General features: G+C 46.0%; 9 protein-coding genes. 5 read left to right on the forward strand and 4 right to left on the reverse strand.

Features of this window, described 5'->3' with window-relative positions; genetic code table 11:
- Positions 1-32: 32 nt before the first annotated feature.
- On the reverse strand, positions 33-1043 hold the full coding sequence (locus AACR11_RS09075; protein WP_005374185.1) for a TAXI family TRAP transporter solute-binding subunit: 1011 nt from the start codon (positions 1041-1043) through the stop codon (positions 33-35).
- Between the two features lie 836 nt (positions 1044-1879).
- Between AACR11_RS09075 and brnQ the strand changes: the two genes are divergently transcribed.
- The gene (gene brnQ, locus AACR11_RS09080; RefSeq protein ID WP_029789603.1) at positions 1880-3190 is read left to right on the forward strand and encodes a branched-chain amino acid transport system II carrier protein; all 1311 of its coding nucleotides are present in this window, start codon (positions 1880-1882) and stop codon (positions 3188-3190) included.
- Positions 3191-3254: 64 nt separating this feature from the next.
- Here the strand turns inward: brnQ and AACR11_RS09085 are convergent, their stop codons facing one another.
- Positions 3255-4604 carry a sigma-54-dependent transcriptional regulator gene (locus AACR11_RS09085; protein ID WP_029789604.1) on the reverse strand — a complete coding sequence of 450 codons (1350 nt, stop codon included), beginning with the start codon at positions 4602-4604 and terminating at the stop codon, positions 3255-3257.
- A 178-nt stretch (positions 4605-4782) separates the two neighbouring features.
- On the opposite strand from AACR11_RS09085, the gene AACR11_RS09090 reads away from it, so the two are divergent.
- Positions 4783-6843, forward strand: coding sequence for a sensor histidine kinase (locus AACR11_RS09090; RefSeq protein ID WP_079324676.1), 2061 nt, complete (start codon positions 4783-4785; stop codon positions 6841-6843).
- A 146-nt stretch (positions 6844-6989) separates the two neighbouring features.
- Entirely contained in the window at positions 6990-8381 is a 1392-nt protein-coding gene (locus AACR11_RS09095; protein WP_009700749.1) for a glycoside hydrolase family 1 protein, read from the forward strand.
- 115 nt (positions 8382-8496) lie between these two features.
- On the opposite strand, the gene AACR11_RS09100 is transcribed toward AACR11_RS09095, so the two are convergent.
- Complete coding sequence (locus tag AACR11_RS09100; RefSeq protein ID WP_029789606.1) at positions 8497-10533, reverse strand: PhoX family protein; 2037 nt, start codon at positions 10531-10533, stop codon at positions 8497-8499.
- A gap of 255 nt (positions 10534-10788) precedes the next feature.
- Here AACR11_RS09100 and AACR11_RS09105 point away from each other — a divergent pair, with 255 nt between their 5' ends.
- Positions 10789-11127 carry a YggL 50S ribosome-binding family protein gene (locus tag AACR11_RS09105; RefSeq protein ID WP_005453308.1) on the forward strand — a complete coding sequence of 113 codons (339 nt, stop codon included), beginning with the start codon at positions 10789-10791 and terminating at the stop codon, positions 11125-11127.
- 714 nt (positions 11128-11841) lie between these two features.
- Here AACR11_RS09105 and AACR11_RS09110 read toward each other — a convergent pair.
- On the reverse strand, positions 11842-12708 hold the full coding sequence (locus AACR11_RS09110; RefSeq protein ID WP_079324678.1) for an AraC family transcriptional regulator: 867 nt from the start codon (positions 12706-12708) through the stop codon (positions 11842-11844).
- Positions 12709-12874: 166 nt separating this feature from the next.
- On the opposite strand from AACR11_RS09110, the gene AACR11_RS09115 reads away from it, so the two are divergent.
- Positions 12875-13120 (forward strand): hypothetical protein, encoded by a 246-nt coding sequence (locus tag AACR11_RS09115; protein ID WP_029789608.1) that lies wholly within the window; start codon positions 12875-12877, stop codon positions 13118-13120.
- The last annotated feature ends 111 nt before the right edge of the window (positions 13121-13231 follow it).

A 13231-nucleotide genomic window follows, 5' to 3' on the forward strand; every position in this document is an offset into this window, starting at 1 on the left:
GCCCCGAGCCGAAACTCGAGGCGAAGTTGGCGTTATTTCGCCATTAGGTCTGATGGGATTTCGATGCCCATTTCTTTGTAGTAACGCGCTGCGCCTGGGTGAAGAGGCACTGGCAAACCAGCAATCGCTTTCTCAATCGCCATTGCTTTTGTTGCTTTGTGGATGCCTTGTAGGAACGGCAGGTTCTCGTAGATCGCTTTGGTTAGCTGGTAAACGTCTTCTTCCGAGATATCTTCACGAACAGCCAAGAAGTTTGGCTGTGCAATGGTGGTGATCGGTTTATCTAGACCCGGGTACGTGTTCGCTGGGATCTCGTACTTCGTCCATAGGTTGTAGTTACCGTTCGCCTCTTTGATTTGCTCGTCAGTAAACGAAAGAATCGAAATGTCTTTACCCAACGCAGCAAAAGCTTGAGTAACCGCACCAACAGGTACACCTGCAGGCGTGTTCATGCCGTCAATGGTACCGTTTTGAAGTGCGCTCGCGCTGCCGCCGTAGCCCATATAAGCAAGATTGAATTTATCAGGGTCTACCTTCAGACCTTTCATGATTTGGCGACCCGAGTTCTCAGTACCAGAGTTCTTCTTACCGATAGAGAACTTCTTGCCATCTAGGTTGTTCAGGTCAGTCACTGTGCCAGTTTTTGCTAAGTCAGAGCGAACAATAAAGTGCTCAACGTTTTGCCACAGCATAGAGACTGAACGCAGTTGTTCTTGACGACCGCTCTTCTCATAAGGACCTTCACCAGACCAAGCCCACGCACCATAAAGACCTTGTAGAATCGCGAACTGTGCTTCGTTTTCGTTCAGCAGTTTGACGTTTTCACCAGAGCCCGCAGAGCTGATTGCAGAAAGGGAGAAGTGGTGCTTTGGTGCCAATTTCACTTTGCTTAACGTCGCCAACGCTACGCCCACAGGGTAGTAAGTACCACCTGTCGATGCCGTTGCAAGAATGTAACTACGATCTTCTGCCGCAGCGTTAGCAGCAATACCAAAAGAAGTCACAGCGACAGCCAAAGCTTTTACCAGCTTATTCATTTTCATTATTACTCTCCGTGTAGTCGTTCCACGATTGGGGATTTACATCATGTTAAATCTTTATTAACAACAAACTCCCTAGAGCAATTGAAATGCCAACTTTTAAGTCATTGTATTTATTGATATAAGTACAGAAAGACATCAAAAATGAGCAAAATTATGCTGACTTGATAGCAAAGCGATGAGCAAGATCTTGCTTATTCAAGAGGAGAAGGTTGCACGCCTAGATCGCAAAAGGTTAATAAAATGTGATCAAGACAAAATAAATGCACGATTGGCTGATAAGCAATATTTTGCCGACGTGATTTTGGATTGGACTACAACTAATGAGCGTCTTAACAATAAGAATAAAAAGCGCATCATTCTAAACTGCTCACTTTACCAGCGGAGGTTTATAGCCTAAACGACTACAAATAGCACAAAAATACAGCAAAACAATCCATGTTAATGAAATGAAAAGTCATTTATTCTGATTTTGAGTTTAAAAACCAGTTCGATCCACCAGTTCAGAAACAAACATTGACCGTATCAACTTATTTTCTACTTCGGGGTTGTGCCAATAGCCTCATGTTCGTTAGGGTAACTACACACCAAGGCAAACGTATTCCTTGGTGCTTTTTTGTCACTAAGGATCACTCATGTCAGCAACTGCGCAATCACAATTCGCTTTAAAACGCCCATCTGGCGTTGCTGCTGCGATCCTCCTGCTCTCTCTGGAACTGATTCAGAGCTGACAGGCTATATCTAAACTTTCTGTCAGCTTGAGAAGAAGCTGACGGGAACACCACATACTCCTCCCATTCCTTTCAGTTTCTTCCAAGCGAAACATAAGAGGAATAACAATGTTAAGCGCACGCAATATCGCCGCTTTGGGCTTCATGACTTTCGCCATGTACTTAGGCGCGGGTAACCTGATCTTCCCTCCATTTTTGGGTTACCAAGCAGGTGAAAACTTTCTGAGCGGGATGTCTGGCTTCCTCTTAACGGGCGTAGGTCTGCCTGCAATGGCACTGGTGATGGTCGCTATCGTAAACGGTTCAGACAAATTAACCGCCGCCCTACCTAAACCTTTGGCGACCAGTTTTTGGGTAATGGTATTTATCGTGATTGGTCCTGCATTCGTAATACCACGTGCGATTACCGTGGCTTACCAATTTAGCTTTGCACCAATGTTTGGTGATGCCGCTTTGGTACCTTTCACAATTGCTTTCTGTGTTATCACCATTTTGTTTGCGCTATACCCGGGCAAATTAGTCGACAACCTAGGCAAGATCTTAACCCCGGCATTGATGGCTATTTTAGTGATCATGTCTGTAACCGCTCTGGTTTATCCAGCCGGCGAGCTTACTACTGCAACGGGACCATATGTATCTGGCGCATTTGCTGAAGGCTTAACCCAAGGCTACATGACCATGGACGCGCTAGGTTCTATCGGTTTTGGTTGGATCATCTTCCGAGCGATTCGCAGCATGGGTGTGGATTGTCCGAAAGCCACCGCAAAATACACGCTAATTGCAGCTTTGATGTACGCCGTTGCCATGGCATTTGTTTACATCTCATTGGCTTACATTGGCTCAACAAGCTCATACTTAGGTTCTGAATTCAGCAATGGTGGCGACATCTTAACGGCATTCACCTTCAGCCACTTCGGCGCATTTGGTTCACTATTACTTGGTGCCGTGATGGTATTAGCGTGTTTGACTACTGCTATCGGTGTAACCACAGCAGGCAGTGAGTTTTACGACAACACTTTCAGCAAAGTGAACTACAAAGGCTGCGTTATCACGACCATGGTGTTGGCAGGTTTGATCGCCAACGTAGGTCTGGAGCAACTATTGGCTATCACATTGCCAGCGGTTGTGGCGCTTCACCCAGTAGCGATTGCATTGATGATCATGGCACCAGTGCGCAACAAGATGTCGCAAATCATGGTCGTCGCGACAGCGTTCACTGCTCTAACGTTTGGCTGTGTTGATGCGCTGCACATCCTAGGTTACATGCCAGAAGCCGCAAACCAATGGTTAGACAGCAACATGCCGCTGTACCACTACTTTGCAAGCTGGATTGTTCCGACGATTGTCATGGTGGTTGTAGGTGTAGTCTTTACCCGCAAGGCAAACCAACAACACACCGAGTTGGTAAACCAAGCCTAGATTGGCAAGTACCTTAACAAATAAGTACCTCAACAAAAAACGGCTTCCTCAGAAGCCGTTTTTTCTATGTATAGTCAGAGCGATTTAAACCAAACTTCTGCATCTTTTGGTTGAGGGTTCGGCGCGGTAAATCTAGCTCGACCATCACATCCGTAATTCGTCCTTCGTGTCGAACTAGCGAGTCATGCAGCACTTTACGTTCAAAGTTGTGTAGCTGAATCGCCAATGGAACGCCTGCTTGTGTCTCTTCGGTTGTAGAAGATGGTCGACTGGAGAGAATTTCCATCACGGAGACGGTTTCATCCAGTGCAAAACGCATCGCGACATTCCTCAGCTCACGCACGTTACCGGGCCAAGCGTAAGCAAGAATGGCTTTTCTATCGGCTTCACTCAGCGGACGACTCCCTGGATTACTTTTCAGAGCAAAGTGTTCGAACAAGATCAACGCGTCTTCTTCTCGCTCACGTAGTGGTGGCAAATAGATCTGCGCCACATTGAGGCGGTAGTACAAATCCTGACGAAACTCGTCATGATCATTGAGATCTTCTTTCGCAGCGGCGATCACTCTCAAATCAACCGAGATCTGCTGATTACCCCCAACGCGCTCAACCGTATGTTCCTGTAATGAACGTAAGACTTTCACCTGCATAGACAGTGGCATACTCTCGATTTCATCAAAGAATAAGGTGCCTTTATCCGCGTATTCCAATTTACCAATGCGCTTTTTACCTGCCCCGGTAAATGCCCCTGCTTCGTGCCCAAACAGCTCACTTTCAAACAGGTTCTCAGGAATAGCACCACAGTTGATTGGCACAAAATGATGGGGGCTGCGTTGGCTTTCATTGTGCAAACTGGTCGCTACCAGCTCTTTACCACAACCTGTTTCACCGTAAATAATCACGTTAGTATCAATGCGTGCTAACTTGGCAACTTGTTCTCTAAGCTGTTGCATCACTCGGCTTCGCCCAATCAGCACTTCTTCTAAGCCGCTAACGCTAGATAGATACTCTTGGCGATCTTGAGTAGACGTTTGTGCGCGATAGCTCTCTACCGCTTCGGTCACTCGTTGGGATAAGCGCTCAGGTTGAAAAGGTTTCTCGATAAAATCGAACGCACCGTTTTGTAATGCGCCTACCGCCATATCAACGTCACCATGTCCGGTGATCAAGATAATCGGCGTTGGAATGTGATTGGCAATCAGGCTTTCTAGTATCGACAAACCATCGGTGTCCGGCAGGCGAACATCACTGACAATCGCATCAAATTCTTGGCTAAGAATGGCGGCTTTGCCCTCCTCCCCCAAACTGAACGCGGTCACGTCGAACCCCGCCAGTTGCAGCCATTGACTGGTAGCTTGGCGAACAATGTCATCGTCTTCGATAAGTGCAATTTTAGGGATGTCGTCAAAAGCCATGAGTTACTGCCTGCTTTATTGGGTGGGAAAGAAATCGCTCTTTGTTAACGGTAGCAAAAACCACTGAGGAGAAAAGGAGCTAGATCTCACTTCTTGCTTACAAGTCTTTAACATCCAACCAGTTAGGCGCACTCTTTAATGACTCTCGGTGAGAACGCACTAGCTGAATGGAGTCGGTATGCAGCGCAAAAGGAATGGCAAAACATGGCTTGTGGTCGCAATTGCGGCAGTGCTGATGTTGTCTTGCTATAGCGCCAGTAGAGAGGTCGCCCGTCAATGGTTAAGTGTGCAAACTCAAACCGAAGCTCAACAAAAGCTGCTCGACTATATTGGTGAAGTTCGCCGTGCACTTAAACGCTTCTACCATCTGCCTTACCTTGTTACCAACAATCCAGAAACCATCGCGTTTGTGAAAGGAAACCGAACTTATTACGAACCGTTGCAAACCCAGCTGACTCAACTCGATAAAGCTGCCAATACAGAAGGGTGGTTAATCCTGTCTAACTCTGGCGAAGTATTGGTATCGAGTTTGATCGAAGAGCGCTTTAGCCTGTCTGACCGGAAAGCCATTGTGGAACAAATTCACAATCAAGGCGGCGGTGTTTCCTTGGTGAACAAAACCAAAGGTTCGAGCCCGTTGTATTATCTTGCAGCCCCTATCTACGACGGTCTGGATATCGCAGGCATTGTGGTGGTGCAAATCAACCTCAGCCTGTTGACCGAACAGACCATTACTAGCCAAGACATCATTACGTTGCAAAATCGCCAACAACGCTTTTTCCTATCGAGTAGCTCGCTTTATAACGCTGACTGGTTTAACGAACCGAGCAACACCGTTCAGTTAGAAACGCAACGCTTATACGACAACACCAATATCAGTGTGTGGACGCTCAACCAACAACGCTACTTTGCGCATACCGTTAAATTGGATGATTTGAATTGGTACGTCAGCTACCTCACCCCTTCTAAGCCGATTCAACAAACCATAAACGTGATTGGTTGGAGCGTAGCGGCGCTGCTCTTATTGGTTGTATTACTCGTCATCATTGGTCTACAACGTCGCCAAAAGCACATCAACCAACAGCGAATTCAAGCCCTATTGGAAGAGTCCCAACGCCGCTTGAAACAGATGATCAATAAGACCCACGTAGGTTTGCTATTGATTGATGAACAAGGACAACTGTTCGATCTCAACCCAATGGCAAAGCGCTTGTTCTGTTTGCCAGAAAGCGTCAATCGACACGCTTTTGCTTGGGAATTATTCGACGCAGGTAATCCCAATTCCACCACACTTAAGTTACTAAAGGACTTGCCTAAACATAAAGAGCTCGCAGAGATCAGCACGGTTGAAACCATTGCCAGACGCAGTGACGGTAGCGTCTTCCCTGTACTGTTCTCGCTGACCAGTTTCCCTTGGCATGGTGAGCAGTATTTCCTTGCAACAATCATCGACATCACTAAGCGGAAAAAAGCTGAGCAATCGCTGCAACGAGTAAACCAAGAGCTGGCGCAGCGGGTAGAAGAGCGTACTCAAGCGCTAAAAGAAGCGCAAAGCCAGTTGATTGAATCGAGCAAAATGGCCGCTTTGGGTCGCATGTCGAGCGCGATCACTCATGAACTCAATCAGCCACTGACAGGCTTGCGTACCCTGCTCACCACAAACGAACTGTTGGCAGAACGTGGCGAAACGGAGATGATGAAAGCCAACAATGTTTTGGTACAGAAGCTGATTGATCGCATGGCAAGCATGACCAGTCAGCTAAAGACGTTCGCCTACAACAAACCAGAAAGCTTACAGGCAATTTCTCTCACCTCTGCACTCGAAGATACTTTGCGGGTGTACCAATCCCAATTAGAGAACGTGGACGTACGTGTGCGCGTTCCTCATGACTTACCTAACATCATGGGTGAAGAACAACGGCTTCTGCAGGTCCTTGGCAACCTTGTGTCGAATGCATTGGATGCAATGGACCAAACCGCCAATCCACAGCTGAGTTTGATCGTCACTCCAACCGACAATCAAGTAGAGCTCACGGTAAGTGATAATGGCTGCGGCGTCTCGGATAAAATGCTTGAATCCATGTTCGAACCATTCCAAACCTCAAAGAAAATTGGTAAGGGATTAGGACTGGGATTAGCGATCACCGCTAATAATATGCGCGATATGAACGGGCAAATTATCGTGAATAAAAATGAACAAAATGGGCTGATTTTCACTTTATTGTTCAAGTCAGCGTGATTTTGGATCGATTACAAAACCACCGTTAGAACTAAGCATCCCCGTCGTTTGAGAAAAACACGATCTCGATACAAGAATCCCTCCTTGACCTACACTATTCTCGAACACAGAAAACATACACTTCAAAACGATAAAGAGTGAGAAACATGATTAAGTTTCCTGAACATTTTCTTTGGGGCGGTGCTATTGCTGCAAACCAAGTAGAAGGGTCATACAACCTTGGGGGTAAAGGGTTATCGACATCAGACATGTTGCCAAACGGTATTTTGAGTCCGCATCAAACCCGTGAAGAACGTACGCAGGGTATCAAAGACGTGGCGATCGACTTCTACAACCGCTACCCAGAAGACATTGCGCTATTTAAAGAGATGGGCTTTAACTGTCTGCGTCTGTCTTTGGCATGGAGCCGCATCTTCCCGAACGGTGACGAGCTAGAACCTAACGAAGAAGGTTTAGCGTTCTATGATAAAATTTTTGACGAACTGGCGAAGCACGACATCCAACCTTTCGTGACCTTATCTCACTACGAAATGCCTTACGCACTGGTTGAAAATTACGGCGGTTGGGGTGATCGCCGCGTCATCGAATTCTTCGAACGTTATGCTAGCACCGTGCTGGAACGCTACAAAGACAAAGTGAAGCTGTGGTTAACGTTCAACGAAATCAACATGTCACTGCACGCACCATTTACTGGTGTTGGTTTGCAAGAAGACGCTAGTGAACAAGAGATTTACCAAGCGATTCACCACCAACTAGTCGCAAACGCAAAAGCGGTAAAACTGTGTCAGCACATCGTACCAAACGGCAAGATTGGTAACATGCTACTTGGCGCAATCAACTACCCGTACACTTGTAACCCTGATGACGTGCTTGCTGCAATGCATGAAAACAACAAGTGGTTGTTCTTCGGTGATGTACAAACACGTGGCCAATACCCTGGCTACATGAAGCGTTACTTCCGTGAAAATGGCATTGAAATTCAAATGGAAGCAGGCGACTTAGAAGAGATCGCATCAGCAAGTGTCGATTTCATCTCATTCAGCTACTACGCAAGTGGCTGTGCAAGTGCGGATCCAAAACAGAAAGAAGTGGGTAACATCGTCGATAGCGTACCAAACCCATATCTTGAAAAGAGCCAATGGGGTTGGTTGATCGATCCAAAAGGCCTGCGCGTTCTGCTGAACTTCCTTCACGATCGCTACCAAAAGCCACTGTTCGTCGTAGAAAACGGATTAGGTGCACGTGATGAAATCGATGAAAACGGTGAGATTCAAGATGATTACCGCATCGCTTACTTGAACGATCACCTTGTACAAGCACACGAAGCAATTCTGGATGGCGTTGAGCTGATGGGCTTCACTAGCTGGGGACCCATCGATTTGGTCGCAAACTCAACCGCTGAAATGAGCAAACGTTACGGTTACATCTACGTTGATCGCCACAACGATGGTCAAGGTACATTAGAACGTAAACGTAAGAAGAGCTTCTTCTGGTATCAAGATGTGATTCGCACTGCGGGCGGCTCACTGAAAAACTAAGCTTATTATCTAGATACAAGCCTAGATACAAAGTGCATGTTTATTTAGATATAAAACAGCAAAGCCCTGCAAACGCAGGGCTTTTCTTATTCCCGATTTCAATTCAGTCACATGACTAAACGCCAATTTCACCACCGTCTTCACGGCGAATAACCACCGTTGCGGCACGTGGGCGCAGTTTCATACCCGCAGGTGTTTCTTCCGCAGCATTGTCGCTGTAAGGCCAGTTACCCGGATGCTGAATGTTCACGAACAAGGACTTGTAATCTGGGCTAATGGTAAAGCCCGTCACTTCACAGCCGTTAGGGCCAACAAAGAAACGCTTCAGCTCAGCTTGGTTTTCTGCACCAATCACCTCTTGCGTACCGTTTTCATCCGTCAGTTTTGAAGGCACGACAGCAAGCATTTGGTCATTGGTGTAAGACGTCACTTCATCTGCGCCGTTATCCGTTTGAATCCACAGGATGCCACGAGGATCAAACGCCAATCCATCTGGGCTCGCAAATTGATTCAGTTCTGTCAGGCTGGAACGGTTAGTGTCTGCATCGCCGTTAGCAGGAGCTCCAAACACGAAGATATCCCAAGTAAAGTCTGTCGCCGCTTCCCCTTCATCCCAACGAATTACGTGACCAAACTTGTTGTTCAAACGTGGGTTCGCAGGGTTGGTCTCATCCGTACGTTTGGTGTTATTCGTCAGCGTTAGATAAACCGAGCCTGTGAATGGGTCAACAGTACACCACTCAGGGCGGTCCATTGGCGTCGCACCGACAAGATCCGCCGCACCTGCTGTGTTAAGAATAATTTCAGCCAACGAGTTAAAGTTGTCTGCCAATGTGCCACCAGAGACTGTCGCGCTGTCTAGTGTCAGTGGTAACCAAGTACCAGAACTGTCTTCATTAAAGCGCGCCACATATAGTGTGCCTTCATCCATGTACTTATCGCCAGTGACCAAACGGTTTGTCGGATTTGCATCTGCTGGGTCCCATGCTGCCGCCGACTCAAATTTATATAAGTACTCGAAGCGAGAATCATGACCTGAGTAAAACACCACAGGTTTGCCTTCTTCAAGTTTACCGAACGTACAGCCTTCATGGCGGAAACGACCTAGTGCAGTACGCTTCTTCGCACGCGAGTTTTGCGTGTATGGGTCGATTTCAACAATGTAACCATGACCATTCGCTTCGTTACGGTAATCGTCCAATGCGCTTGCTCCGGTTGGTTCAACGTTAAATCGTGTAAACTCATCCAAACGCTCTTCAGCATTACCAGCCAACGTTTCCCAAAGATAACGAGTTCGCTCATCATCAACACCAATACGATCTTGTTCTTCAGTACGAACACCAGCATTAACGAAATAGCCCGGCCAGTTTTCTTCACACGTAAGGTAAGTGCCCCAAGGCGTAAAACCATTACCGCAGTTGTTTAATGTGCCACGTGCTTGGCTACCATCTTGCGAAAAGCGAGTAACAGTCAGGTCTGTATTTGCCACTGGTCCCGAGAGATCCATCACTGTCGCACCAGTATAACGGCGGTTTAGTGGATCGGTATCAACCAGTTTCCACATGTTGTCTTCAAGTTGAACGCGAACCACAGAGACACCGTGGGCGTTAATTTCTTTACGTACTTCATCGACGATAGTGCGCACACCACCCACAACAGTAGGACCACTTGGGTGCAATGCTGAGGTATCAATGTATTCATGGTTAATACACAGTAATCCATCGGTGTCACTGTCGTTTAGTGAGAAGAAATGCATGCCGTCATGGTGCATACCAAGCGCATTAAGCTGATCGGCACTCGTGTTGCTGCCATCGTCTTTCCAAGCATTACCTTGTGCATTTAAAGGCGTCCCCCAAGGCACCAACACTTGTGCGACGTAACCTTGCGGAATCGAAACAGCATCTGTCAGTGAGCCAGGAATCGAATCAAAATTGAGGACTGCACTTGAAACGCCAGAGCCATTCCCCGCCGAAGTGCCCGAGCTAGAGGAGTTGCACCCAGAGAGACCAAATGCACCAAAAGCGGTCATTGCAACGACCCCCAAACCACCTTTCAGGATACTGCGTCGAGATAGGCTCGCTTCCAGTACTTCTTCAAAAGGCTTGTTATTACTCTGGTTGTAACGCGTCGCGTCGAAGGTTTCCTTACTCATGGTGTTGCTTTCCCAGTGTTAGGTTGAATTATAGGTTTGTATACCCAAGTGACTTCAAGATGCAGGATTCAGAGCGTTGTCATTGAGCGAGAGGAAGTTTGGAAGAGAAAAGTGACAGAACTAGTCTATCTTTATGAACTTTGTGTTTAGAAAATGTTACAAAACACACATCTATTCTATGTACTCCCGATTTTGCTTGGGCTAAGCCAGATTTGGGGGTATAAGGTGTACTCAAATCATCCACGAGAGATAATCATGAAACTAGATAAAATCGATAACAAAAATCGTCGTCTGCGTAAAAAGCTATTCCTAGGTGAATTCGCAATCCTAGGTTTTGAAATCAGCTGTGAAACAGACATCAACGACTTCGACCGTTACGATGCATTCGTAGATGAGTTTATCGACTACATTGATGGTCTAGATCTATGCTTCGGCGGCGGCGGTCTAGAACTGTTTGAAGGTTTCCTATGTTCAACTGAGCGTTACGGCAGCGCGACAGAAGAGCAAAAAGCACAAGTTGTCGCTTGGCTAGAAGCTCGCCCAGAAGTAAGCAGCGCGAAAGCAGGCGAATTGGTTGACGCAAACTACCTGTAATTGCAGGGTCACTCTGTAATAAACAGAGTTGAGCAAGTAATGAGAAAGCTAGTCCTCGGACTGGCTTTTTTGCGTTTAGAAGCCGTGAATTTCTGAAGTACTGAGAACCGGAAGCGCGAACCGCTTTGATGGCTTGGAATCTGGGAACCGTTAATCTTTGGGGGTATCTTGGTATTTGGGGATACGTAGATATCTGGAAAATGTGGTGAGCGAGAAATAATGGTAGTTTTAGATAATTTTAGAGCTGGCATTTTATGGAAGGTTATCCGTCCATTGCCAGCTCAGTGTCACGAGTGTGGTTAACTATGCTTTTTTGCTAGCGTCAGTTTTTGTGTCTTTCCAGTATTGGATACGTACACGATGCAACTGTGCTTTTCTCATCTTTTTCATAGCAATCTCCCTCATCTATATAGGTAGCGCTCATCATGAGCTTATTGTCTAAGGTTGTTTTCCCCTCCAATCTATCGGGGAACGAATAAATTAACCGTGATTAATTTCACAACATAATGACAAAACACGCCATGTTGCAGTCAATTTTTGAACAGTTCGACTGTGTTTTATCGTATGGCAAGGGTTAACCTATCCACTGAATATGACAGATTAATGGCAATCAAGTTCCCTATTCCATCTGTCATTGAATCTTAATAATGATTCTCGAATAGCCTAGCAATTAATATACCAGTTGCGCATAACGATACCACGCATGTGATCAAGCTAAGGTTGGATTCGCTGCTGGTAATGTTGTCGGTAGTCTCGCGGAGTCAGCCCCTTGTAGGTTTTAAAATGGCGATTAAACAAAGCTTGATTGCGATACCCTACTCGCTCAAACACAATGCCAATGGGCAACTCAGTTGATTGCAGCAAGTCGGCGGCATGGTTAATACGCAGTTTCATCAAGCGTTGGCTAAAGGGTTCTTTAAAGTGCTTTTTAAACAGACGAGTCACCGCACTTTCACTCAACGATAAATCATTAGCGAGATCGGCAAGTGTTATCTTGCGAGCGAAGTGTTGTTCTAGATACGCGCTCACCTTAGCAACACGCTCTCTTTCTTGTTGCTCATGTTCACTCATCGAGAGATAAGAATGCGTCATCAGTGTTTTGGCTGCTTCATCATGCGCAAGTAACGAAAGTACATGAATAAAGCGAGCTAGTTGCTCCATCGCAGGTACTTTCATCAACTCATGAAGAAGCTCTACAACTTGTTGAGCAGTTCGCTCAGAGAACACTACTCCTTTATTTGCTGCCTTGAGCAACGGATCGAGTTTGCGCAGTTCCGTGCAATAAAACATCAGATTGGCAATCCACTCACGCTTAAACCAAATTACATGGGTTTCACAGTTATTTTCTGTCAACGTGGAATGAATAGAATGAGGAACACCCGGCGCAATCAATAACATTTGATTGTGGGTCACCTCCAACTCGTGATGACCAATGTGCAGAGTTCCAGAAAAGTGTCGATGAATGACCAACTCGTACACATCATCATGAAAATGGAAGTCATACTCCTTTTTAGGCTCATCAATACGACGATAGCGCCAAGAAAAGCCAGGTCTCTGCGGTACTTTTTCGATGTGCGCCATTTGTCACTCCACAAGATAGTATTGTTATACGCGCAAATAATATCAGTATTACCGACACATTCTTTACTACGCCTCAATAGTATTGATATTGAGCGGTATACTATCAACTTAGCTCCATCACGCTCCTTATCCTTGCGTTGAAAAGAAGGCAAACCAAGGAGCTGTTATGAGTAACTTCAAAACTAAGCTGCGTCGGATCATGCAGAAAACTCGTGATGAATGGGCAATATTTGCAGTAAAAGAGATGGGAATTTCATCCGACACTGTCGCTAAATCTTATGGCTACAACTCGAGTTGTGATCTTGAGCAAACTCTTAAACAAGACGAAAAAGACACCGATTCGTACATTCGCTCGACACCTTGTGCGAGATCTCTCACAAGCGATGTAAGTAAAAAGACCATTTTTGACTAAGAACAAATCAACCAATAAACCTAACTAATTGAAAATTATTAATTATCCTTTTTTAAGCAATATTCGCTGCCAAAGTTTTTTTACCTAGCTGATTGAGAGTAATCAGCAAAA

The sequence above is a fragment of the Vibrio sp. L85 genome, from assembly GCF_963871815.1.
Taxonomy (GTDB): domain Bacteria; phylum Pseudomonadota; class Gammaproteobacteria; order Enterobacterales; family Vibrionaceae; genus Vibrio; species Vibrio harveyi.